Consider the following 22,704-nt stretch of genomic DNA (forward strand, 5'->3'; position numbering starts at 1 on the left):
GACATCAGCAAGCACAGGACGGTTACGCCCCGGTTACCAGCCAAGCGGTGCCGGCGGCACGGCGGGTGAGCGTGATCAGCCGTGCGATCATCCACACCCCGAGCGCGCACCAGAGCGCGACGACGCCGAAACCGGCGGCCAGCAGCGCGGCGGGCAGGTACGCGAGCGTCGTCCACACCCCGGCCCAGGCCAGGTAACGCTGGTCGCCCGCGCCGATCAGCACCCCGTCCAGCACGAACACGACCCCGCACACCGGCTGGAACACCGCCACCGGCCACAGCACGGCCAGCAGCAGCTCGGTGACCGCCGGATCGGCGTCGAAGAGCCCCGGCAGCACCGGCCTGGCCGCCACGACCAGGACGCCGAGCACCGCCCCCGACCAGATTCCCCACTGCACCATGCGCCTGGTCGCCGCCCTGGTCGCCGCGACGTCTCCCGCGCCCAGCGAGCGGCCCGTGATGGCCTGCCCGGCGATGGCTATGGCGTCCAGCGCGAAGGCGAGCAGCGTCCACACCTGGGTGGCGATGGCGTACGCGGCCAGCTCCGCCTCGCCCATCCTGGTGGCGATCACGGTCGCCGCGAGCAGCACGACCCGCATGCAGGCGGTACGGATGAGCAGCGCGAACCCGGCGGTCCCCGCCTGCCTGACCCCGGCGAGGCCCGGCAGGAGCGACGTCCCCATCCGCGACGCGCCCCTGGCCACCACGACCAGGTAGACGGCCGCGCCCAGCGTCTGCGCCAGCACCGTGCCCCACGCCGACCCGGCGATCCCCCATCCGAGACCCAGCACGAACCAGGCGTTGAGTACCGCATTCAGCACGAAGGACCCCACGGCCACCACCAGCGGCGTGAGCGTGTCCTGCAGCCCCCGCAGCACCCCGGTCCCGGCCAGCACGATGAGCATCCCTGGCGCCCCCAGCAGGCTGATCCGCAGGTACGTCACCGCCTGCGCGCTCTGCTCCGCGCCGGCCCCGAACAGCTCCACGACGGCCGGCGCGAGCGGCCACCCCACGGCGATCAGCGACACGCCGATGCCCAGCGCCAGCCAGATCCCGTCCACTCCGCTGCGCATGGCCCGCGCGTGGTTGCCCGCACCGGACTGGCGCGCCACGGACGCGGTCGTGCCGTAGGCGAGGAACACGCACAGGTTCACCAGCGTCGTCAGAACGGTGCCCGCCACACCCAGAGCCCCCACCGCCGTGGTGCCGAGGCCGTGTCCCACGATGGCGTAGTCGGCGAGCAGGAAGAGCGGCTCGGCCACCAGCGCGCCGAACGCGGGCACGGCCAGGCGTAGTATCTCCCGATCCCTGGATGTAATGGGCATTTGTCCATTATGGCCATTACACGGCGTGTCGGCGCAACTTTCTTTCCTCCACAGCCGGTGGACACAGTTCTCCCAGGTCGGGAGCGGTTCGGTGGATATCGGAAAGAGTTATCCCCAGCTCCGTCCACAGGTCTTTCACACCCTGGGCGCTACCGTACACAGCTTGACCACAGGGTTATCCACAGGCCGCGTTGCCGACTCACCCGGACTCCGCGAAACTGTCAGACCGGTCGACTACAAGTGGGGGTGGTGCGACCGCCTGCGAGGTTTTCGAGGGGGCGCGGTGAGCATTGTTGAAGAGGCCGGCGGCGGAGGTCCAGGTTTCGAGCGCACGCCCCCGCACAACATGGAGGCGGAGCAGTCGGTGCTCGGCGGCATGCTGCTGTCCAAGGACGCCATCGCCGACGTCGTGGAGATCCTGCGCTCCGACGACTTCTACCGCCCCGCGCACCAGATGGTCTACGACATCATCACCGACCTCTACGGCCGGGGCGAGCCAGCCGACGCCGTCACCGTCTTCGACGAGTTGCAGAAGCGCGGCGAGATGGCCCGTGTGGGCGGCGCCGCCTACCTCCACACCCTCACGGCCGTCGTCCCCACGGCCGCCAACGCCGGCTACTACGCCAAGATCGTCCGCGAGCAGGCCATCCTCCGCCGCCTCATCGAGGCCGGCACCCGCATCGTCTCCTTCGGCTACGGCGGCCAGAACGAAGAGGTCGACGACCTCGTCGACCGCGCCCAGGCGGAGATCTACAAGGTCACCGAGCGCCGCACCTCCGAGGACTACGCGCCGCTGGCTGACATCATGCCCGGCGCGCTCGACGAGCTGGAGGCCATCGGCAGCCGCGGCGGCCAGATGGTCGGCGTACCGACCGGCTTCCAGGACCTCGACCAGCTCACCAACGGCCTCCACCCCGGCCAGATGATCGTCGTGGCCGCCCGCCCGGCCATCGGAAAGGCGCTCGCGCTAGACACGCCGCTGCCCACAGCGACCGGCTGGACGACCATGGGCGAGGTCCGCACAGGCGATCGCCTGCTCGGCGCCGACGGCAGGCCGACCCGGGTGGTCGCGGCAACCGAGGTGCTGCACGGCAGGCCGTGCTACGAGGTGGAGTTCAGCGACGGTACGATGATCGTCGCGGACGCCCTCCATCAATGGCACACCACCGAGAAGGTGATGACCACCGAGGAGATCGCCGCGGACGTCCGCCAGGCCGACGGACGGCCCGGCCACGCGGTGCCGGTGGCGGCGCCCTTCGCCCTCGACGAGCAGGACCTCCCACTGCCGCCCTACACGCTCGGGGCCTGGCTCGGCGCCGCCCGCAGCGCCGCCGCGCACGAGCAGGGCGTCCTCAGGAAGCTGGGCGTCCTCGAAGAAAAGCACATCCCGCCGAGATACCTGCGAGCCTCGGAGCGGCAGCGCCGCCACCTCCTGAGCGGCCTGCTCGACGCGGCGGGCACGGCCGGGCGGATCCACTTCCAGGAGACCGAGCACCGGCTCGCCGCCGACGTCCATGAGCTGCTTCTCAGCCTCGGCCACCAGGCGACCATGCATGCCCGGCCGGGCACCGAGCACCTGGTCGAATACGAGTCCGGCGCGCCGGTCCGGCACATCGCCGACGTACGAAGGGTGGAGACCCGCCCGGTCCGCTGCGTCGAGGTGGACAACGACGACCACCTCTATCTGGCCGGCCGGGCCTGCATCCCCACCCACAACAGCACTCTGGGGCTGGACTTCGCCCGTTCCGCGGCGATCAAGCATGGGATGACCACGGTCATCTTCTCCCTGGAGATGTCCCGCAACGAGATCACCATGCGCCTGCTGTCCGCCGAGGCGCGGGTCGCGCTGCACGCCATGCGCTCGGGCATGATGGGCGACGACGACTGGACCCGCCTGGCCCGCCGGATGAGCGAGGTGGCGGAGGCGCCGCTGTTCATCGACGACTCGCCCAACATGTCGATGATGGAGATCAGGGCCAAGTGCCGGCGGCTCAAGCAGCGCAACGACCTGAGATTCGTGGTCATCGACTACCTCCAGCTGATGAGCTCGCCGAAGAAGACCGAGAGCCGCCAGAACGAGGTCTCGGAGATCTCCCGAGCGATCAAGCTGCTGGCCAAGGAGCTCGAGGTCCCGGTCATCGCCATCTCCCAGCTCAACCGCGGCCCCGAGCAACGCACCGACAAACGCCCCATGGTCAGCGACCTACGCGAATCCGGCTGCCTGACCGCGGCTACGCGGCTCCTGCGCGCGGACACGGGCGCCGAGGTGACCCTGGGCGAGCTGCTGGAGTCGGGGGCGCGTGACATCCCCGTCTGGTCACTTGATGACCGCCTCAAGCTGGTTCCGCGCACGATGACCCACGCCTTCCCGAGCGGGGTGCAGCAGGTCTACCGGGTGCGGCTACGTTCGGGCCGGGAGGTGGAGGCCACGGCCAATCATCCCTTCCTCACCTATGACGGCTGGCGAGCGCTCGCAGACCTGATGGTGGGGACGCGAGTCGCCGTGCCGAGGCACATGCCCACACCTCTCGACATCGTGCCGTGGGATGAAGACGAACTGGTCCTGCTTGCCCACCTCATCGGGGACGGGTCATTCGTACGGCGGCAGCCCGTCCGTTACAGCAGCACCGACGAGACCAACCTGGCCACCGTGGCGGAGGCGGCCCGTCGCCGTTTCGGCATCACGGCGGTTCGTGATGACCACGAGGCGGCGCGGTGCACGTCCTTGCGACTTCCTGCGCCGTACCGGCTGACGCATGGAAAGCGGAATCCGATCGCGGCCTGGCTGGATGGTCTCGGGCTGTTCGGGCTACGCAGCCATGAGAAGTTTTTGCCGCAGGGGATTTTCGCGCTCCCAAAGCCGCAACTTGCGCTCTTCCTCCGGCACTTGTGGGCTACGGACGGATCTGTGACAACTGGCGCGCTCGGTCACGTCCGGATCTACTACGGGACAACAAGCGAGCGTATGGCCAGAGAATTGCAGTTGCTGCTTCTGCGCTTCGACGTGAAGACGCGCCTTCGTTCGGTAGGAAACACCTACGGGCGACCCCAGTGGACGCTTGATGTGGGGGGAGCTGAAGATCAGCGTCGTTTCCTGGAGGAGATCGGTGTTCATGGCGAACGCGAAAGGGAAGTCGCCAAAGCGATGGCGCGCCTCAGTGAGACAATGCCCGCGGGGCGTTTTGATACCGTCCCACCGGAAGTCTGGGGGCGCGTGCGGGAAGTCATGATCGAGCAGTCGAAGAGCCTTGACCAGGTTCAAACGATGGTCGGAACCCGCAGCAGAGGCGATCTGAATAAGGCGATCAGCCCTTCTCGAGGTCGCCTGCGAAAGATCGCAAACGTTCTGGGCGACGCCGAGCTTGAGATGTTTGCCACAAACGATGTTTTCTGGGATGAGATCACATCGATTGAGAGCCTCGGGGAGCAGCCCGTCTATGACGCCACAGTGATGGGGACTCACAACTTCCTCGGAAACGGCATCCACCTCAAGAACTCGATCGAGCAGGATGCGGACATGGTCATTTTGCTGCACCGTGAGGATGCGTACGAGCGGGAGTCGCCGCGGGCCGGGGAGGCGGACCTGATCGTGGCCAAGCACCGTAACGGGCCCGTCGCCACGGTGACGGTCGCGTTCCAGGGCCACTACAGCCGGTTCGTGGACATGGCGCAACACTGACGGGTGCGATGGAGGGCACCGACGAGCAGCGGCCGCGTTCCAGGAGCACGGCGGGCACTCGCCGTCGAGAGCGCAGGATGTGGTCAGGCGGCGGCGCGTTCGTTGACGGGGCGGCGGCGGAGGCGTGAGTGCTGGAGGGCTGGGGGCAGGTAGGCCATGTCGAGTGTGCCGACATCGGTGCCGGGCGGGACGATCTCGTCGATTTGGTCGAGGATCTCGTCGGTGAGGGTGACGTCGACGCCGGCGAGCAGGTCGTCGAGCTGCTCCATCGTGCGTGGCCCGATGATCGCGCTGGTCACGCCGGGGTGAGCGATGGCGAACGCCATCGCGAGGTGCGTCAGCGGCAGGCCCGCCTTGTCGGCGAGCGGGATGAGCTGTTCGACGGCGTCGAGCCGGCGCTCGTCACTGAGGTGCTTGAAATAGGCGGCGCGGCGGAGGTCTGTCGGCCGGCCCTTGCGGATGCGGCCGGTGAGCATGCCCTGCGCGAGCGGGCTCCACACCATGGTGCCCATCCCGTAGCGTTGGGTGACGGGGAGCACCTCGGTTTCGATGCCGCGGTTGAGGATGGAGTAGGTCGGTTGTTCGGTGCGGAACCGTTCGAGGCCGCGCCGCTCGGCGACCCACTGGGCTTCGACGATGTCGGATGCGGGCATCGTGGACGACCCGATCGCGCGGACTTTGCCGCTGTGGATCAGGTCAGAGAGCGCGGAGAGCGTCTCTTCGATGTCGGTGTCGGGGTCCGGGCGGTGGATCTGGTAGAGGTCGATGTGGTCGGTCTGCAGGCGGCGCAGGGAGTTCTCGACCGCGGTCATGATCCAGCGCCGCGAGTTGCCTCGCCGGTTGGGGTCGTCACCCATCGGGAGGTGCAGCTTGGTGGCGAGGACGATGTCGTCGCGACGTCCCTTGAGCGCCTTTCCCACGATCTGTTCTGACTCGCCGTGGGCGTAGGCGTCGGCGGTGTCGACGAAGTTGATCCCCGCGTCCAGCGCTTTGTGGATGATGCGGATCGAGTCGTCGTGGTCGGGGTTGCCGATGGCGCCGAACATCATGGCGCCGAGCGCGTAGGGGCTGACCTTGATGCCGGTCCGGCCGAGGGTGCGGTACTGCATGTTTCTCCCTGAGGTGGTGGTCGGTGCTCTTGGATGCCGTATCCTGGACTAAACGGAATGTCTTTCCAGAACTATACGGAAAGGATTTCCGGTTAGCAAGCGAAGGAGCGACGTGACGGAGAACACAGCGCCGACCGGCTCCGCGGGGCCGGTCGCACGCGAAGGCGCGCCGCGCCGGCTGCGCGCCGACGCGCAACGCAACATCGACTCCCTGCTTGAGGCGGCGAAGACCGTCTTCGGCACCTCAGGCGTGGACGCACCCGCGAAGGAGATCGCCGATCTGGCCGGCGTCGGAGTCGGAACGCTGTACCGGCACTTCCCGCAGCGCTCGGACCTGGTCAAGGCCGTGTTCCAGCGCGAGGTGGACGCCTGCGCCGACGCGGCCCCGGCACTGACCGCGGCGCACCAGCCAGGAGCGGCCCTCGCGAAGTGGCTCCACCGGTACACCGAGTTCCTCGCGACCAAACGAGGACTCGCCGCAGCCCTTCACTCGGGCGACCCGGCGTTCGACGCCCTGCCCGGCTACTTCATGCAGCGACTCGGACCCGCCCTCGGCTCACTGCTCGAAGCCGCGACAGCCAGTGGCGAGATCCGCGCCGACACCAGCTCCAAGGACCTCCTGTACGCCGTCGCCAACCTCTGCCTGCCCATGGCCGACGAGGGAGTCGCGTACAGCCAGCGCATGGTCGCCCTCCTCATCGACGGGCTGCGCTACGGCGCCGATACGAGCGGCACGAGTGCTCGCTCGAACTCCACGGTGTGACCAAGAAGACAGAGAGCCCAGGAATGGCGGCTGATCATGTCGTTGCTCTAGCAGATGAGCTAAGGAGACAACGACATGACCATCCTGATCGCCTACGACGGCTCCGCCGACTCGCGTAGCGCCATCGAGTTCGCGGCCAAGCACCTCGCGGCCGAGCCCACCCTCGTCCTCACCGTGTGGGAGCCGCTGCTGGTGCAGCTCAGGAGATATCCGCTGGCCGCGGGTGTGCTCTCACCGGAAGGCGAGGACGAGGCGCAGGCGCTGGCGGAGCGGCACGCCAAGGAGGGGGCCGAGCTGGCGACCGCCTCCGGGCTCTCGGACGTCACCTACCGGGCGGTCGCCGACAACGAGTCGATCTGGAAGACGATCGTGGACGTCGCCGACGAGATCGACGCCTCGCTGGTCGTCACCGGGTCGCGCGGGTTGGCCGGGGTCAGGTCGGTGCTGCTCGGCAGCGTCTCCAACCACGTGCTGCACCACGCCCACCGGCCGACCCTGATAGTGCCGCCGGTCAAGGCGTGACATCGGTCCTATGACTGCTTGACTGGCACGCAGCTCTGAGGAGGGCACAGCCGGGTGTCGATGCGCCGCGCGCCCGGCCCCTCCTCACCCAGCCGATCGTGCGGATTGGCGACCGGGCACAGATCCAGCGACAGGCACCCGCACCCGATGCAGTCCGTCAGATCATCGCGCAACCGCTGCAACTGCTCGATCCGGTCGTCGAGCTCGCCCTGCCAGGCGGCCGACAGCCGGGCCCAGTCGGCCCGGTTCGGCGTACGCTCGTCGGGAAGCTCGGCCAGCGCCTCCTTGATGGTCTTCAGCGGGATCCCGATCCGCTGCGCCAGCCTGATGAAGGCGACCCTGCGCAGGCTGTCACGGGTGTAGCGGCGCTGGTTTCCTGCCGTACGCCGGCTCGTGATGAGCCCCTTGGCCTCGTAGAAGTGCAGGGCGGAAACGGCGACCCCGCTACGCTCGGCGAGCTGGCCGACCGTGAGCTCCTTGGTGTTCCAGGCGACCTTGGTCATCCCTAGAGATTACTTGAGGGTTCGCTCGAAGAAGGTCTGTAGCACGACGACCGTCCGCGTCCCCGCCACGCCGTCCACCGCGAACACCTGCCGCAGCACGTCCTGCAACTCGCGCGTGCCGCTCGTACGGACCTTGAGCAGCACCGACGCAGGACCGGCGATGACGTGCGCCTCCTCGATCGCCGGTATCGCCGCGAGCCGGTCCGCGCTGTCCCCCATCCAGGTGCTTCCGTCGACCAGCACGTACGCCGTCACCGCACGCCCGAGCGCCGCCTGGTCGACCTCGATCGTGGTGCGCCTGATAACCCCGCGCTCGCGCAGTTTGCGTACCCGCTCGTGCGTGGCCCCGCTGGACAGCCCCACCGCCTGACCGAGCACCGCGTACGACCGCGTGGCGTCCTCCTGGAGCAGGCCGATCAACATCCTGTCTATGTCGTCCACAACCGAATGCTATCCCGCGATATATCCGTATAGCTGAACGGCGTATGGTAGGCGGCATGACGGAGAAGATCCCCACTGAGTTCGAGGTGCTCGACGAGCGGTTCGCCAGGATCGGCGGCGACGACTGGATCGAGCGCCTCCACACCGGCACCCGCTGGGCCGAGGGTCCGGTCTACTTCGCGGCGGGCAGGTTCCTGGTCTGGAGCGACATCCCCAATGAGCGCATGCTGCGCTGGGACGAGACGACCGGCGCGGTCGGGCTGTTCCGCCAGCCGTCCGGCTACTCCAACGGCAACACACTCGACCGCGAGGGCCGATTGATCACCTGTGAGCACGGCGGCCGCCGAGTCACCCGCACCGAGCACGACGGCGGCATCACGGTGGTCGCCGACCGCTGGGAGGGCAGGCGGTTCAACAGCCCCAATGACGCGGTGGTGCGCTCCGACGGGTCCATCTGGTTCACCGACCCGCCCTACGGCATCCTCAGCGACTACGAAGGATGGGCCGCCGAGCCGGAGATCGACGGCTGTCACGTCTATCGCGTCGATCCGGTGACGGGCCAGGTCGTTCGTGTGGCCGACGACTTCGAGCGCCCCAACGGCCTGGCCTTCTCGCTCGACGAGCGGCGACTCTACGTCGCCGACACCGCGGCCAAGCACATTCGGGTGTTCGACGTGCTGGACGACGGGACCCTCGCCGCCGGCAGGGTCTTCGCCGAGGGCACCGACGGCTTCGACGGCCTGCGGCTCGACGACACCGGCCGGGTCTGGGCCGCGGCCGGCCGGGCGGTGCTCTGCTACGACCCCGACGGCACGCTCATCGGCCGGCTCAAGCTGCCGGAGCCGGTGGCCAACCTGGTGTTCGGCGGGCAGAAGCGCAACCGCATGTTCATCACGGCCGCGTCCTCGCTCTACTCGCTGATGACCAATGTCACGGGCGCCCGCCCGGTCTGGGCCGGGCGCTAGTCTCACTCCCACCGGAAGAGCCGCACGGCCAGCCCACCGAAGATCGCCAGCCCGGCGGCCATCACCACGAGGTGCATGACCTCCGGCGACTGCCCCGCCCAGGTGTCCTTGAGCGCCTGGGTGAACGGCCCGGCGATGGAGTAGTCGCTGACGACGCGCAGCCCGTCCGGCATGACCTCGCGCGGCACCCACATCCCGCCCAGGAACATCAGCGGGAACATCGCCAGCGACCCGATCCCGGGCGCCGCCTTCCTGTTCGCCACCGCGGCGATCACCAGCCCGATGGCCATGAGCGCGGCGGTGCCGAGCAGGAAGACCACGACGAACCATCCCCACTGCCGCGGCAGCGGCGAGCCGAACACCAGGTTGGCGGCCACGATGAGAACGATCGTGGAGAGCACGCCGGTGGCCAGGTTGATCAGCAACTGGACGCCCAGCAACCGCGCGGGATGCACCGGCGTGGTGGACATCCGCCTGAGCACCCCGAGCTCGCGGTACGTGGTGAGCACCCCCGGCACCATGGTGCAGGCCAGCGTCAGCAGCGCGAGCAGGGTCATCGTGCTCGGCATGTGCGTGTCCACGGCCCTGAGGCCGGACGCGTCCGGCTCGGTCAGCGCGGGAATGCTGATGCCCAGCACGACCAGCAGCCCGACCGGCAGCGTGATGGTGAACAGCACCATCGGCCACTCCCGCAGCCACAGCTTGGTCTCCACGATGAGCAGCTTCCTCATGACAGCTTCCTTCCGGTCAGTGCGAGGAACGCGTCGTCCAGGGTGGCCTGCTCGATCCGCAGGTCTCCTGGAACGATCTGGTGCTGGGCCAGGGCCAGGGTGACCACGGGGGCCAGGTTGCCCGAGCCGCTGACCACGACCTGGCCGCCGCTCCTGCTGACCTGCCGCACCTCGGGCAGGGCCAGCAGCACACTGTCGTCGACCGGCGCGGAGGGCCGGAACCTCACCTGCTGCTCGCCGCCCACCTGTGCGACGAGCCCCCGGGGCGTGTCGGTGGCGGCCACCTTGCCCGCGTCGATGAGCGCGAGCCTGTCGCAGAGGCGCTCGGCCTCCTCCATGAAGTGGGTGACGAGCACGATGGTCACCCCGGAGTCGCGTACCCGCTCGACCAGCTCCCAGGCGTCCCTGCGGGCCTGCGGGTCGAGCCCCGTGGTCAGCTCGTCCAGGACCGCCACGCGCGGCCGGCCCACCAGCGCGAGCGCGACGGACAGCCGCTGGCGCTGACCGCCGGAGAGCTTCTTGAACGCGGCGTCCCGCTTGTCGGTCAGTCCGACCTGTTCGAGCAGCTCCCGCCAGTCCGCCGGATCGGGGTAGAAGGAGGCGTAGAGGTCCATGGCCTCCCACACTTTGATCTTCTCGGGCAGTGCCGCGCTCTGCAGCTGCATGCCCAGCACCTGCCGCAGTTCGTCCCTGTCCCGCTGCGGGTCCAGCCCGGCCACCCGTACGGTGCCGCCGTCCGGCGCCCGCAGTCCCGCCAGGCATTCCACGGTGGTCGTCTTGCCGGCGCCGTTCGGGCCGAGGATGCCGAAGATCTCGCCCTCCGCCACCTCGAACGACACATCGTCGACCGCCAGGTGGCCCGGATACTGCTTGCGCAGGTTCCTGACTTCGATGATTTTCATGGGTTCGACGCTAGAAACGCGCGACCTGTCGGGGAATCTCGCTAGATGCCCGGCAAGGGTGTACCTAAGTGCAGTGACCGCGACGCTCCCGCTGTCGCAGACTGGGAGCATGCTTCGCAGGTTCGGTCAGGTCACCGTGTTGTTCGCGCTCCTCGTCGTCGAGGTGGCGGCGATCATCGTGGCCGCCCCCATGCTGCTCCTGTCGTTCGGGCTGGGCATGGTCTTCCTGTTCCCGCCGCAGGTACGGCTGGTGAGGAGTCTGGCGGGGCTCAACAGGCGGCTGATGCAGAGGTGGACCGGCGTCCTCATCGAGGCGCCGTACCTGCCCAAACCTCCGCCGCCGGTGCCGCAGCCGGACGGGCTGTACCGCTCGGACCGGACCCTCTACAGGTCACCGCGGATACCGGCGTGGAACGACCGCTGGAGGTGGCTGGTCAGCGACCCGGGGACCTGGCGCGACGGCCTCTGGCTGCTGCTCGACCCGCTGGTGAAGCCGGCGCTGGCGCCGCTGTTCATCCTGCTGCCCGAGCGCGGCCTGCGCCTGTACGCGCTCTGGAGCGACCTGCTGCTCGGCTCGACCGCCGCCAGCCGCCTGGCCGGCCAGGTGAGCCACCTGAGGCGGACGCGCAACCTGGCCACCGACTCCCAGGCCGCCGAGATGCGCAGGATCGAGCGTGACCTGCACGACGGCGCGCAGGCCAGGCTGGTGGCGATCGGCATGACGCTCGGCGCGGTCGAGCAGCTCGTGGACAACGATCCCGCCTCCGCCAAGGCGCTGCTGGCCAAGGCCAGGGACGCCTCCTCCGAGACGCTGACCGAGCTGCGCAGGGTCATCCGTGGCATCCACCCGCCGGTGCTGGCCGAGCGCGGGCTCGCCGACGCCGTACGCGCGCTGGCCATGGACAGCCCGATGCACGTCACCGTGGACGTCGACCTGCCGCACCGGCCGGAGGCGCCGGTGGAGGCGGCGGTGTACTTCGCGGTCAGCGAGCTGCTCTCCAACGCCGCGCGGCACGGCGACGCGCGCTCCGCGATCGTGGACATCAGCTCGAACGGCCCTCACCTGCGCGTGTCGGTCACGGACGACGGTCTGGGCGGCGCCGACCCGGCCAAGGGCAGCGGCCTGGCGGGCATCGAGCGGCGGATGTCGGCGTTCGACGGGGTGCTCGCGCTGAACAGCCCGCCTGGCGGCCCCACCACCGTGACGATGGAGCTGCCCAAGGTGCTGCCGGACCACTGGGCGGGCAACCTGCCCAAGCTGCCGCGCTGGAAGGCGGTCACGGTGGTCGTCCTCTGGGGTACGGCCTGGTGCCCGACGTTCCCGCAGGGTCTCGTACCGGCCGTCTTCAAGACCTTCGGGATCGAGGAGAAGTCCTGGTTCCTGGCCCTGCACCTTCCCGGCCCCTGGCAGTGGCCTACGATCCTTGGCATGATCCTGCTGGGCGTCGTCATGCATGTCCTGGCCATGCGCATCCCCGCCAGCCATGACCGCGACCGCGGGTTCACTGACATGGTCCCGAGCAAGCCACGGTGCTCATGAACCGCGTGCTCATCGCCGAAGACCTCTACCTGCTCAGAGACGGGCTCGTCCACCTGCTCCAGGCCCACGGCTTCACGGTCGTCGCCGCCGTGGAGTCCGGTCCCGAGCTGCTGAAGGGGCTGGTCGAGCTGCGCCCCGACGTCTCGGTCGTGGACGTACGCCTGCCGCCCACGTTCACCGACGAGGGCCTGCAGGCCGCGCTCGCGGGCCGGAAACAGGTGCCTGGGCTGCCGATCCTCGTGCTGTCCCAGCACGTCGAGCAGCTCTACGCGCGCGAGTTGCTGGCCGACGGCTCGGGCGGGATCGGCTACCTGCTGAAGGACCGCGTCTTCAACGCCGAGCAGTTCATCGACGCCGTACGCAGGGTCGCCGCCGGCGGCACGGCCATGGACCCGGAGGTGATCGCCAAGCTGCTGGCCAGCAACGCCAGGAGCGAACCGCTGGCCGCGCTCACACCGCGCGAGCGCGAGGTGCTGGAGGCCATGGCGGAAGGGCGGTCCAACGCGGCGATCTCCCAGCGCCTCTACCTCAGCGAGAGCGCCGTCGCCAAGCACACGGCCTCCATCTTCGCCAAGCTCGGCCTGGCCCCTTCTGACGACGACAACCGTCGCGTGCTGGCCGTGCTCGCGTACCTCAACAGCCGTTAGCGGGATCGGCCCACCCTGAGTTGTCGGTGACACCGGCTATTTTCATAGAGGCACGGTGACGAAGGGGTGTTACTGGTGAAAATCCGGGTTAACCGCGATGTACTCGCAGAAGCGGTGGCATGGGCCGCCCGAGTCCTGCCCAGCCGTCCTGTGGTGCCCGTCCTGTCCGGGCTGCTGCTGGAGGCGGGCGAGGAGCTGAGCCTGTCCGCGTTCGACTACGACGTGTCCGCTCGGGCCACGGTCCACGCCGACGTCGCCGAGGCGGGCAGCGTGCTGATCCCCGGCCGGCTGCTGGCCGAGATCAGCCGGAGCCTGCCCGCCGACGACGTGGAGATCGTCACCGAGGGGCCCGAGGCGGTGCTGACCTGCGGGAGCGCCGAGTTCGGGCTCGTCACGATGCCCGTCGAGGACTTCCCGAGCATGCCGGCGATGCCGCCTGGCATCGGCGCCGTCGGCGGCGGGGTGTTCGCCTCGGCCGTCGGTCAGGTCGCCCCCGCGGCCAGCCGCGACGACACGCTGCCGATGCTCACCGGCATCAGGGTCGACATCGACGGCGAGTCCGTGGCGATGGCGGCGACCGACCGCTACCGCATCGCCGCCCGCGACTTCACCTGGCGCCCGGCCGGCCCCGGCCTCGCCGTCTCCGCCATGGTGCCCGCGCGGGTGCTGGTCGAGATCGCCAAGTCCCTGCGTGGCGGGGAGGTGTCGATCGCGATGGGCGACGGGGTGGCCGGGTTCGAGAGCGTGGGGCGGAGCACGACCGTGCGGCTGCTCGACGAGCAGTTCATCGACTATCGCGCCAGGCTGACCGCCGACTGGTCGATCAGGGCCGACGTGGCGGTGGCGCCGTTCGTCAACGCGATCAAGCGGGTGGCTCTGGTGGCCGAGCGCAACACCGCGATCCGGTTGTCGTTCACCCAGGGGCAGGTGCGCATCCAGGCGGGCGGCGGCGACATCGGGCGCGGCACCGAGGTGGTCGACTGCGAGCTGACCGGTGAGGACATCCAGATCGCGTTCCAGTCGCAGTTCCTGCTCGACGGGCTGACCGGGATCGAGGGCGAGCTCGCCCGCATCAACCTGGAGTCTCCCACCAGGCCCGCCCTCATCCAGGACGTGCCTGGCGACGCCCAGCCCGCCTTCCGCTATCTGGTCATGTCGCTGCGCCAGAGCTGAGCTGGCGCTCGGTGACCTGCTGGAAGACCTTCTTGAAGTCCGCGTACGCCTGCTCGCCCACGGCCAGCGCGTGCGCCGCCTCCATCTCGGCGAGGATGGCGTCCGACCTGGCCATGTGGTCGAGCCCTTGCGCGGTCGGCACGATCAGCTTGGCCCGGCGGTCGGCCGGATCCGGCCGGCGTTCGACGTAGCCGAGCTCGACCAGCTCGTCCACGAGCGTGCCGATCACCTGCTTGTGCTGCCCGGACTGGGCGGCCAGGTCGGTGGCCCGGCTGCCCTCCTCGTCCAGGTACGCCAGCACGGCGCCGTGCCGCGGCCTCAATCCTGGGTGGCCCTGCTCGGCCAGCCTGGCGAACAGCTCCCGCTGCAGGCTGAACAGCGTCCGGCTGGACAGGATGCCGAGGTCGGGCTCCCGCTGTTTGCGCTCGCTCCTGCGCACCGCGCGCTCCCCGGCCGGGTCAGGACTCGGTGAGGGCGATGAGGATGTGCTCCATGCAGGTGTGGCCTGCCCGCTCGGCCGCCGCCGCGTCACCGGACGAGATGGCCCGGGCGATGGCGTCGTGCGGAATGTAGCTCTTGTTGAGCGAGGTCCCCGCGGCGGTGATGCTGGCGCGCAGCGCTGCCGAGAAGTCTTCGTACAGGTCGATGAGGACCAGGTTGTGCGTGGCATGGGCGACGGCCATGTGGAAGGCCAGGTCGGCCTCGACGAAGAAGTCGGGGTCGTCCAGGTCCCATGCGCGCTCCCGTTCGGCCAGCGCGGCCTCGATGCGGACGATGTCCTCGTCGGTGCGCCGGGTGGCGGCCAGGCGCGCCGACTCGACCTCGAGGGCGCGGCGTACCTCGAGGATCTCCAGCTGCTCGGCCTGCCTCAGCCGCCTGAGCATGGCGCCGGAGAGCTCGCTGGTCGCGCGGACGTAAGTGCCGTCCCCCTGACGGCACTCCAGTAGCCCGGCGTGCGTGAGCGCGCGTACGGCCTCACGAACGGTGTTGCGACCCACCCCGAGCTGCTCGGCGAGCACGGTTTCTGTCGGGATCTTCCCGTTCATCTGCCACGACCCTGAGGTGATCTGCTCCTTGAGCTGATCAATCACCTGGTCGACGAGCGAAGCCCGCTGAGCCGTACGCAGACTCACAGTCCGCCTCCTCCGGGAAACCAATCATCCTATGAGTCAATGACTGGTAGACCCTAATTATTCCAGACGCGAAAAGCCAAATCTGGAACTCCAGGAGGATCAGCTCGTAACAGTGGCGTCGACCGTCACCCCTGCCATGGCCGAGCGAACTCCGGCGGCTTCGAGCGCCTTACGGTAGACCGCCGTCTGCTCCGCCCTGTGGCCCGCCCTGCCGTAGAGATCGCCCAGCTCACGCCAGCATCGGGCGACATGCCGGTCCGAGCCGAACACCGGCCGGTCCAGCGTGCTGAGCAGCTGGTGCGCGGCCCGCAGGTGCGCCGAGACGTCGCCGTCCCGCTCGAGCGCCACGGTGGCCAGCACGAGGTGCGCCTCGGCCGGCGTGATGCCCGGACGGTCCAGCGCCGTGCCGGCCAGCTCGCCCGCACCGGCCAGGTCACCGGCGCGCAGCCTGACCCGCGCGTGCACGATCAGGCTCTCGCCGAGCTCGTGACCGGTGACGGGGAAGACGGCGAAGGCCTTGGAGGCGGCCCCGATGAGCTGCTCGGCCTCTTCGATCGGCGCCGTGACCTGCCTGGCCCAGTGCATGGCGGCCCGGGCCAGCTGCAGCGCGAGCCGCGTCTGGCGGCCGGCCATGATCGCGTCGTCGGCCAGGCGCACGGCCAGCGCCGAGTCCTCGCCCGCCGCGGCCGCGGAACTTGCGTGCCACAACGCCCGGATCTCTCCGGAACGGTCCAGAACTTCGGGAACACCCGTCATGTCCAGCACACGCTTGACATATCCGAGCTCGGGGGAGTCGCTCTCGCGCTCGCTGCGCGCCTCGACCAGCGCGGCGGCCAGGTCGACGGCGAGCTCGCCCTGCGTGATGGACATCCGCTCGGCCTGGCGCAACGCGTACGCGGCCAGGTCGCGGGCGCGCAATCGGTCGCCGGCCCGCTGGTAGCAGCGGCTCAGCGCGATGGTGAGGGGGAGGTCGGCCAGCCGCTCAGGATGAGCAGCGGCCTCCCTGCGCAGCCGCTCGAACGCCTCCACCGCCTGCCCGAGGCGCCCCTGCGCCTCGAGTGCGCGTGCCCTGCCGAACCGCGCCTGCGCGGTCAGCATGGCGTTTTCCTCGTCGGCCGCCTTCACGATCTCCGTGAAGCGGTCGGCCGCGACGGATGGGTCTCCGTGCTGGAGCTCTAGCTCGGCATGGCGCAGTCCCAGCTCGGTGTCGATGCGCTGCCGAGGCTCGATCCCGTGAAGGAGGAACTCGGTCGTGCATCCGAGACGCTCGGCCAGGAGCCGGGCGACGACAGGAGTCGGCGTGCGCTTGCCCGACTCAATGAGCGAGACATAACTGTCAGACAGGTCGGGTCCGGCCAGTTGGGCCTGAGACATCCGCCTGTTCAGCCGCAATCCACGGACGCGGTCACCGATGGTTCCCTGACTCGGCATCTCATCTCTCAAGGCGGGGAAGGGTCAACAACACGCAATGATTGCATGAAGTAGCCGAATCTGGTATCCCCGGGTGAAGAATTCTCCACGGGAGGATTAATCGTCGCTGTCGTCCTTGCTGGGAAAAAGCATCTGGCAGACCTCGAGGTACAAGGTCTCCGGATACGGAATGTACTCGACCGTTGACAGCGCCTGATCCTGGCCGGCTGATTCGAGGATGAACTCACCGTAACCGAGCATGCGCCCAAGCAGAGATCTCTGGAAGCTCATGTCGGTGACCTTCCCCAAGGGCATCATCGCGACCTTGCGCGTGATCAGGCCCGTGGTCAGCAACATCCGCTTGGACGTCACCACGAAGTAATCGACCGACCACTCCGCGACTTTCCATACGAAACGGATCAGCAGCAGGAGCCAGAGCCACCAGACCACGACGAGCGCCGTGCCACCCGAGGTGCCCCCGCCGAAGAACCTGCTGAGCAGCCCGGCGATGATCAGGCCACCGAAGACCTCGGCGATGGGCCGGAGCAGGATGGCAGGGTGCCGTCGCACCATGAGGACCTGTTGTTCGTGGGGGAGAAGGTAGCGGTTGACCGACGCCGGAGCAGAGTCCCCGTGGGTCACAAGTCTCATGCGAGGCTGTTCACAAATTGGGCCAGCGAGTCGGCCGCGTTGAACACCGTGTCGAACGCCCCCTTCACCGCATCCGCGGCGTCAGCTGGTCGTGCGAACAGGTAGTACGCAACAAATGCGATACCACCGTATGTGAGGACTTTTTTGACCTGCACTGTCGCCTCCGTGCCACTAACCCACTCCACCCGCCGTATACATTACCCACCCGGATGCCCGGGTAAAGGTGACTTCAGCGGTATCTTTTGATCTTGCTCAGCCACGTTCGCTGGCCACCAGGGCCAGGACGTGAAGGTGCTTGCGCGCGATGCGTTCGACGAGGCTGGGATGGGCGTAGCCGGTGACCTCCAGCGCGCCGTAGTGCGCAGCCTCGACGCAACGCGTTACCGTGGTCGTGGAGTGGACACCGGCGAACTCGTCGCGCAGCACCGCCTCCACCTCCGCGTACGGAGTCGGATCCGCCTCGATGTGATCGCTCATCGTGCTCCCCCACGCGCATGCGGAAGTTGCCTTCCTGTCTCTTCGTACCCACTCAACCACAGTATGTAACGAAGAGGCGACTGAGCGTAGCAATTCAGGTCACACGGGCACCGGCGGAGGATCAGACGACGCCGTAGAGCCGGTCGCCCGCGTCACCGAGGCCGGGCACGATGTAGCCGTGCTCGTTGAGCCGCTCGTCGAGCGCGGCGGTCACCACGCGGATCGGCCTGCCGGTGTTCGCGAACACCTTGTCCATGTACGCCAGCCCCTCGGGGGCCGCCAGCAGGCAGATGGCCGTGACGTCCACGGCGCCCCGCTCGAACAGGAACTGCACCGCCGCCGCCAGCGTGCCGCCGGTGGCCAGCATGGGATCGACCACGAAGCACTGCCGCCCGGACAGGTCGTCGGGCAGTCGCGTGGCGTACGTCTCCGCCTTCAGCGTGGACTCGTTGCGGACCATGCCCAGGAATCCGACCTCGGCCGTGGGCAGCAACCGCGTCATGCCGTCGAGCATGCCGAGCCCGGCCCGCAGGATGGGCACGACCAGCGGGTACGGCTTGGCCAGGCGCACGCCCTTGGCGGGCGAGACGGGCGTGTCGACGGTCACGTCGGTGACGCGCACGTCGCGGGTGGCCTCGTACGCGAGCAACGTCACCAGTTCGTCCGCGAGCCTGCGGAACGTGGGCGAGTCGGTGCGGACATCGCGCAGCGTGGTGAGCTTGTGAGCCACGAGCGGATGGTCGACGACGAGGGTTTCCATGGGGAACAACGCTATCTTGTGAAGAACGGGCCAGCATCACGTGTGATTGCTTTGATCACAATTTGGTCGGAGAGGCACACGCCCAGTCGCCGGTTCTGGAACGATTGGGTGCTGGTGATTCTGTCGTGTCAGAGGTCGGGTGGAGATGGCGATGACAGACGAAGACGCTCTCGACTTCGCCATTGTGGTTTATCGCGAGGACGAGTGCTGGGACGCCGAGCTGCTGCCTGTCACGCTCACGTCCGACCTGAAGGGGCTGATCCACGCCCTCAGGCAGCAGCCGAGCGAGAGCGGCACCATCGGGCTGGTGGCGGTCGGCGACGAGTTCTTCGTGGCGCTGCGGGTCCTGGGTGAGCGGGTCGACGTGTTCCTGTCCGACATCGCCGCTTCGTGGGACTTCCCGCTGGCGCGCCAGGTTCTCGACTACCTCGACGTGCCCGTGCCCGACGAGGAGGAGCTCGACGAGATCCTCCAGGACGAGGAGACCGTGCTCCCCGCCGGAGATCTGTCGATCTTCGCCGATCTCGGGTTGGACGAGATGGAGCTGGGCATCCTTTCCGGCGACATTGATCTACTGCCCGAAGACGTGTTGTCCAGCATCGCCGCGCGGCTCGGCTTCTCCGAGTCGTTCGAGCGTGCCATCGAATCGGTCTTCGGCTGACCCCCTGGAGCTCGGACATGGCGTCCAACACCTTTTCTGCGGCTTTTGTGAGGACCTCCGACGGCTGGAGCGGCGCCGAGGTCGACCTGGGTGGCGCTGAGGTCGTCGATGACTTCGGTGACGCCGTCGTGGAGGCGCTTGGCCTCCTCGGTGACGAGTTGGCCCTGCTCTGCGTCGAGGTCGAGGACGAGTGGTTCGCCATCGTCCGATACCGGGGCGAGGACGAGCCGCGCGTGTTCCTGTCGGACGCGCACGCTGTGCTCTCCGACCGTCTGGGCGAGTTGTTCGCCGAGTTCGCGGGGGTGGCCCCCGACAAGGAGAGCAACGGTCTCGGCGTGCGCCCGGCCGGCGATTTCGAGCTGCTCAGCGACCTGGGCGTGAGCTCGGAGGAGCTGCTCGAGCTGAGCATGGAGGAGGGCATGCTGCCCGCCGACATCCTGTCGGTGATAGCCGAGCGGCTGTCGTTCGCGGATGAGCTCGACCGGTTGCGGTGACGTACGAGCAAGCCATGCGCCTGGCCCTGGCGGAGGCCGCCACGGCGGCCGCCAGGGGAGAGATCCCGGTGGGTGCGGTGGTGCTCGATCCGCTCGGCGAGGTGCTGGCCGGGGCGGGCAACGACCGCGAGTCCACCGCCGACCCCACGGCCCACGCCGAGGTCCTCGCCCTCAGACGGGCCGCGGCGCTGCGCGGGCAGTGGCGGCTGACCGGCTGCACGCTCGTGGTGACGCTGGAGCCCTGCACGATGTGCGCGGGCGCCGCGGTGCTCGCCAGGGTGGACAGGATCGTGTACGGCGCCGTCGACGAGAAGGGCGGGGCCGTGGGCTCGCTCTGGGACGTCGTACGCGATCGGCGGCTCAACCATCGGCCCGAGGTCGTCATGGGAGTTCTGGCCGAGGAGTGCTCCGCCGTACTAAAGCGGTTCTTCGCCACCCGGAGGATCCGGTAAGCTCGTCGGCGGTGGTGTCGCCTAGTGGCCGAGGGCGCACGCCTCGAAAGCGTGTGATGGGGCAACTCATCCGTGGGTTCAAATCCCACCACCACCGCCACAAGGGCTCCCGAGGCTTCGGGGGCCCTTTCGCGTGGGCTCAGTTCAGCCGCCATTCACCCTTCTGCTCGGCGAACCCGCTGTTGAGCGCGAACTGCAGCTTGGCGGGCGTGGCCGACTCGGGCAGCTCGAACACGATCATGCCCTTCCTGCTGTCGCCGGTGTTGATCGTGGCCGAGCCGCCGAACGACTCGCCCTCGCGCACGTCCGCGACGATGCTGGCGCGGTACTGCTGGCCCTCGTTGTCGATCATCCAGGCGCCGTTCGTCGGGGAGTCGCTGTAGACGTCCGTCCCCTTGTTGGTGAGCGTCACCTGAACCGCCACGAATCGCTTGCCGCTGTCGGGCTTGATGAAGGTGTTCGCCGAAGTCGCGGTGGAGACCACCTGGTTGACGGTCACGTCGACCTTGAGACCGGGCTCGATGCCTTCGAGGGTGAGCGTGTCGCCGACCTTGGCCGAAGCCGGCTGCTGTGGGGGCTGCTCCTGCTGTTGTTCGGGCGCCGAGCTGGGCTCTTGTCCGGGGGCCGAGCTCGGCGGGGTGGTCGGGTCGAGCCGGGCCTGCGGCGCGTCGTCCTCCACGGCCTCCTGTTCGAGCGAGTCGCGGGTGGTCACGCCGGCCCGATCGGCGGTGGCCACGAAGAACACGGCGCCGCAGCCGCCGAGCAGCAGCAGCGGTAACCCGATGGCCAGCAGCAGGATCACGCCGAGATTGCTCTTCTTCGGTGGGGGCGGTGGAGGCGGCGGGTAGCCGTAGCCGGGGTGGGTCGGCGGGCCGTAACCGTATCCGTTCTGTGGCTGCTGCCCGGGGGGTTGCTGGGGATACGACACGGCATTTCTCCAAATGATGTTGAAGGACGTTGCTGTGACGCGCGAGACGTCGTACCGGTTGACGCACGAAAAAGGGAGCCGCGAATCGCGACTCCCTTTTTTCTTCCTTTCTCAGTTGGGCAGCTCCAGGACCCTGGCGTGCAGGATCGATCGTTGGTGCAGCGCCGCGCGCAGCGCGCGGTGCAGGCCGTCCTCCAGGTAGAGCTCGCCCTGCCACTGGACCACGTGCGGGAAGAGGTCCCCGTAGAACGTGGAGTCGGCGGCGAGCAGCGAGTGCAGGTCCAGCATGGCCTTCGTGGTGATCAACGAGTCGAGCCGGACCTGCCTTGGAGGGATCTGCGCCCACTCGCGGTGCGTCAGACCGTGTTCGGGGTAAGGGCGTCCGTCGCCGACTAGCTTGAAGATCACCCCCCCGATTTTAGGAGAGAATCCGATTCCTTGCGCTGTTCGGGCGTGTCAGGCCAGATCAGCTTGCAGGAACGCCGTTTATACCGCCGGACTGGAAGGCGCCGGCGGATTCCAGGCGCACGGATTTCGGATAGCGGGCGGATCGGCTAGATGCCGCCGGAGAACGTGTCGCATTGCCCGGGATCGCCGCTGCCGTAGCCGACGCTGAACCACTTCTCCCGCTGCCGTGACGTGCCGTGCGTGAAGGCGTCAGGGGTCACGCGGCCCTGGGAGCGGCGCTGGATGCTGTCGTCGCCCACCGCGGCCGCGGCGCTGAGCGCCTGGTCGATGTCGTTCCTGGAGAACGGCTGGTCGTAGAACCCGGTCGCGACCGCGTTGTGCGCCCAGATTCCCGCGTAGCAGTCGGCCTGGAGTTCGAGGCGTACCGAGGGACTGTCGGCGCCTGGCCGGTTGTCGCGGTCGATCCTGTTCATGGTGCCGCTCAGGCTCTGTACGTGGTGACCGTACTCGTGGGCGACCACGTACGCTTGCGCGAACGGGCCGCCCTTGGCGCCGAAATCGCGCTGGAGTGTGTCGAAGAAGGTCAGGTCGAGGTAGACCCGGCGATCGGCCGGGCAGTAGAAAGGCCCGACGGCGGAGTCGGCCAGGCCGCAGCCGGTGTTGACCTCGCGGGAGAACAGCACGGTCTTGGCCGGCACGTAGACGTCGCGGCCGTGCCGCGCGAACGCCTGCCGCCAGTAGGCCTGGATGCTGTTGACCGTGCCGACGACGCGGCAGTCCTCGGACTGGTCGGCGTCCGCGCCCGTGCGGCAGCGTTCGGCGAGGTTGCCGCTCGGCGAGGCGGCCGTCGGCGGGGCGCTCGGCTGCCTGCCGCCGCCCTGCCGGCCGTCCTCTTTCCCGGTGAACGGCGAGGGGACGACCCCGAACAGGAAGATCCCGGCCGCCGCCAGGACCAGCAGGAGGCAGCCGCCGCCGCGCCCGCCGATCGGCAGCAGGCAGCCGCCGCCGGGCATGCCGCCGCCCCCGCCCAC

26 protein-coding genes and 1 tRNA gene are annotated in these 22,704 nt (G+C 68.7%); 11 read left to right on the forward strand and 16 right to left on the reverse strand.

The window, feature by feature from the left end; genetic code table 11:
- Nucleotides 1-22 precede the first annotated feature (22 nt).
- Complete coding sequence (locus ITP53_RS21380) at nucleotides 23-1,324, reverse strand: MATE family efflux transporter (RefSeq protein ID WP_195897191.1); 1,302 nt, start codon at nucleotides 1,322-1,324, stop codon at nucleotides 23-25.
- A gap of 346 nt (nucleotides 1,325-1,670) precedes the next feature.
- Between ITP53_RS21380 and ITP53_RS21385 the strand changes: the two genes are divergently transcribed.
- On the forward strand, nucleotides 1,671-5,003 hold the full coding sequence (locus tag ITP53_RS21385) for a replicative DNA helicase (protein WP_195897217.1): 3,333 nt from the start codon (nucleotides 1,671-1,673) through the stop codon (nucleotides 5,001-5,003).
- Nucleotides 5,004-5,086: 83 nt separating this feature from the next.
- Here the strand turns inward: ITP53_RS21385 and ITP53_RS21390 are convergent, their stop codons facing one another.
- Complete coding sequence (locus tag ITP53_RS21390; RefSeq protein WP_195897192.1) at nucleotides 5,087-6,112, reverse strand: aldo/keto reductase; 1,026 nt, start codon at nucleotides 6,110-6,112, stop codon at nucleotides 5,087-5,089.
- Nucleotides 6,113-6,224: 112 nt separating this feature from the next.
- Here ITP53_RS21390 and ITP53_RS21395 point away from each other — a divergent pair, with 112 nt between their 5' ends.
- Both ITP53_RS21395 and ITP53_RS21400 read left to right on the forward strand, forming a co-directional pair.
- Nucleotides 6,225-6,875 (forward strand): TetR/AcrR family transcriptional regulator, encoded by a 651-nt coding sequence (locus ITP53_RS21395; RefSeq protein ID WP_328815278.1) that lies wholly within the window; start codon nucleotides 6,225-6,227, stop codon nucleotides 6,873-6,875.
- 75 nt (nucleotides 6,876-6,950) lie between these two features.
- Nucleotides 6,951-7,397, forward strand: coding sequence for a universal stress protein (locus ITP53_RS21400; RefSeq protein WP_195897193.1), 447 nt, complete (start codon nucleotides 6,951-6,953; stop codon nucleotides 7,395-7,397).
- An 8-nt stretch (nucleotides 7,398-7,405) separates the two neighbouring features.
- Here the strand turns inward: ITP53_RS21400 and soxR are convergent, their stop codons facing one another.
- On the reverse strand, nucleotides 7,406-7,900 hold the full coding sequence (gene soxR / locus ITP53_RS21405; RefSeq protein ID WP_195897194.1) for a redox-sensitive transcriptional activator SoxR: 495 nt from the start codon (nucleotides 7,898-7,900) through the stop codon (nucleotides 7,406-7,408).
- A 9-nt stretch (nucleotides 7,901-7,909) separates the two neighbouring features.
- Nucleotides 7,910-8,341 carry an Lrp/AsnC family transcriptional regulator gene (locus ITP53_RS60380; protein ID WP_195897195.1) on the reverse strand — a complete coding sequence of 144 codons (432 nt, stop codon included), beginning with the start codon at nucleotides 8,339-8,341 and terminating at the stop codon, nucleotides 7,910-7,912.
- A 56-nt stretch (nucleotides 8,342-8,397) separates the two neighbouring features.
- On the opposite strand from ITP53_RS60380, the gene ITP53_RS21415 reads away from it, so the two are divergent.
- Nucleotides 8,398-9,306, forward strand: coding sequence for an SMP-30/gluconolactonase/LRE family protein (locus ITP53_RS21415; RefSeq protein WP_195897196.1), 909 nt, complete (start codon nucleotides 8,398-8,400; stop codon nucleotides 9,304-9,306).
- Nucleotides 9,307-9,308: 2 nt separating this feature from the next.
- Here the strand turns inward: ITP53_RS21415 and ITP53_RS21420 are convergent, their stop codons facing one another.
- Both ITP53_RS21420 and ITP53_RS21425 read right to left on the reverse strand, forming a co-directional pair.
- A complete protein-coding gene (locus ITP53_RS21420; RefSeq protein WP_195897197.1) occupies nucleotides 9,309-10,037 on the reverse strand; it encodes an ABC transporter permease in 729 nt (242 codons plus the stop codon).
- Nucleotides 10,034-10,939: an ABC transporter ATP-binding protein gene (locus ITP53_RS21425; protein ID WP_195897198.1), complete on the reverse strand. Its 906-nt coding sequence runs from the start codon at nucleotides 10,937-10,939 to the stop codon at nucleotides 10,034-10,036. Before ITP53_RS21425 ends, ITP53_RS21420 begins: the two co-directional genes overlap by 4 nt.
- 109 nt (nucleotides 10,940-11,048) lie before the next feature.
- On the opposite strand from ITP53_RS21425, the gene ITP53_RS21430 reads away from it, so the two are divergent.
- The 3 genes from ITP53_RS21430 (at nucleotide 11,049) to dnaN (ending at nucleotide 14,299) form a co-directional block, all read left to right on the forward strand.
- Nucleotides 11,049-12,479: a sensor histidine kinase gene (locus tag ITP53_RS21430; RefSeq protein WP_195897199.1), complete on the forward strand. Its 1,431-nt coding sequence runs from the start codon at nucleotides 11,049-11,051 to the stop codon at nucleotides 12,477-12,479.
- A complete protein-coding gene (locus ITP53_RS21435; protein ID WP_195897200.1) occupies nucleotides 12,476-13,126 on the forward strand; it encodes a response regulator transcription factor in 651 nt (216 codons plus the stop codon). The genes ITP53_RS21430 and ITP53_RS21435 overlap by 4 nt, the downstream gene beginning before the upstream one ends.
- 75 nt (nucleotides 13,127-13,201) lie before the next feature.
- A complete protein-coding gene (gene dnaN / locus ITP53_RS21440; RefSeq protein WP_195897201.1) occupies nucleotides 13,202-14,299 on the forward strand; it encodes a DNA polymerase III subunit beta in 1,098 nt (365 codons plus the stop codon).
- Here dnaN and ITP53_RS21445 read toward each other — a convergent pair.
- From ITP53_RS21445 to upp, 7 genes are all read right to left on the reverse strand, one after another.
- Nucleotides 14,277-14,738 carry a MarR family winged helix-turn-helix transcriptional regulator gene (locus ITP53_RS21445; protein ID WP_195897202.1) on the reverse strand — a complete coding sequence of 154 codons (462 nt, stop codon included), beginning with the start codon at nucleotides 14,736-14,738 and terminating at the stop codon, nucleotides 14,277-14,279. The two genes, dnaN and ITP53_RS21445, sit on opposite strands and share 23 nt — an antisense overlap.
- 19 nt (nucleotides 14,739-14,757) lie before the next feature.
- Nucleotides 14,758-15,432, reverse strand: a complete 675-nt coding sequence (locus tag ITP53_RS21450) for a FadR/GntR family transcriptional regulator (protein ID WP_195897203.1) — start codon at nucleotides 15,430-15,432, stop codon at nucleotides 14,758-14,760.
- 99 nt (nucleotides 15,433-15,531) lie between these two features.
- Nucleotides 15,532-16,863 (reverse strand): helix-turn-helix domain-containing protein, encoded by a 1,332-nt coding sequence (locus tag ITP53_RS21455; protein WP_195897204.1) that lies wholly within the window; start codon nucleotides 16,861-16,863, stop codon nucleotides 15,532-15,534.
- A gap of 96 nt (nucleotides 16,864-16,959) precedes the next feature.
- On the reverse strand, nucleotides 16,960-17,493 hold the full coding sequence (locus ITP53_RS21460) for a PH domain-containing protein (protein ID WP_195897205.1): 534 nt from the start codon (nucleotides 17,491-17,493) through the stop codon (nucleotides 16,960-16,962).
- Complete coding sequence (locus ITP53_RS21465; protein WP_195897206.1) at nucleotides 17,490-17,648, reverse strand: hypothetical protein; 159 nt, start codon at nucleotides 17,646-17,648, stop codon at nucleotides 17,490-17,492. The genes ITP53_RS21460 and ITP53_RS21465 overlap by 4 nt, the downstream gene beginning before the upstream one ends.
- A gap of 97 nt (nucleotides 17,649-17,745) precedes the next feature.
- On the reverse strand, nucleotides 17,746-17,970 hold the full coding sequence (locus tag ITP53_RS21470; protein WP_195897207.1) for a hypothetical protein: 225 nt from the start codon (nucleotides 17,968-17,970) through the stop codon (nucleotides 17,746-17,748).
- 121 nt (nucleotides 17,971-18,091) lie between these two features.
- The gene (gene upp, locus ITP53_RS21475; protein WP_195897208.1) at nucleotides 18,092-18,730 is read right to left on the reverse strand and encodes a uracil phosphoribosyltransferase; all 639 of its coding nucleotides are present in this window, start codon (nucleotides 18,728-18,730) and stop codon (nucleotides 18,092-18,094) included.
- A 145-nt stretch (nucleotides 18,731-18,875) separates the two neighbouring features.
- Here upp and ITP53_RS21480 point away from each other — a divergent pair, with 145 nt between their 5' ends.
- The 4 genes from ITP53_RS21480 to ITP53_RS21495 all read left to right on the forward strand — a co-directional run bounded on the left by ITP53_RS21480 (nucleotide 18,876) and on the right by ITP53_RS21495 (nucleotide 20,437).
- Nucleotides 18,876-19,391: a tRNA adenosine deaminase-associated protein gene (locus tag ITP53_RS21480; RefSeq protein WP_407941277.1), complete on the forward strand. Its 516-nt coding sequence runs from the start codon at nucleotides 18,876-18,878 to the stop codon at nucleotides 19,389-19,391.
- 17 nt (nucleotides 19,392-19,408) lie between these two features.
- Nucleotides 19,409-19,885 (forward strand): tRNA adenosine deaminase-associated protein, encoded by a 477-nt coding sequence (locus tag ITP53_RS21485; protein WP_195897210.1) that lies wholly within the window; start codon nucleotides 19,409-19,411, stop codon nucleotides 19,883-19,885.
- Nucleotides 19,882-20,337, forward strand: coding sequence for a tRNA adenosine(34) deaminase TadA (tadA, locus tag ITP53_RS21490; protein ID WP_328815287.1), 456 nt, complete (start codon nucleotides 19,882-19,884; stop codon nucleotides 20,335-20,337). Before ITP53_RS21485 ends, tadA begins: the two co-directional genes overlap by 4 nt.
- A 10-nt stretch (nucleotides 20,338-20,347) precedes the next feature.
- A tRNA-Ser gene (locus tag ITP53_RS21495) sits at nucleotides 20,348-20,437 on the forward strand.
- 39 nt (nucleotides 20,438-20,476) lie between these two features.
- Here the strand turns inward: ITP53_RS21495 and ITP53_RS21500 are convergent.
- From ITP53_RS21500 to ypfJ, 3 genes are all read right to left on the reverse strand, one after another.
- Nucleotides 20,477-21,265, reverse strand: coding sequence for a DUF4352 domain-containing protein (locus ITP53_RS21500; protein ID WP_207756236.1), 789 nt, complete (start codon nucleotides 21,263-21,265; stop codon nucleotides 20,477-20,479).
- A 111-nt stretch (nucleotides 21,266-21,376) separates the two neighbouring features.
- The gene (locus ITP53_RS21505) at nucleotides 21,377-21,673 is read right to left on the reverse strand and encodes a type II toxin-antitoxin system VapB family antitoxin (RefSeq protein WP_195897211.1); all 297 of its coding nucleotides are present in this window, start codon (nucleotides 21,671-21,673) and stop codon (nucleotides 21,377-21,379) included.
- Nucleotides 21,674-21,819: 146 nt separating this feature from the next.
- The coding region (gene ypfJ / locus ITP53_RS21510) for a KPN_02809 family neutral zinc metallopeptidase (protein ID WP_207756237.1) at nucleotides 21,820-22,704 on the reverse strand (885 nt) is incomplete at its 5' end.

It is taken from the genome of Nonomuraea cypriaca (assembly GCF_015645445.1).
Lineage (GTDB): Bacteria > Actinomycetota > Actinomycetes > Streptosporangiales > Streptosporangiaceae > Nonomuraea > Nonomuraea cypriaca.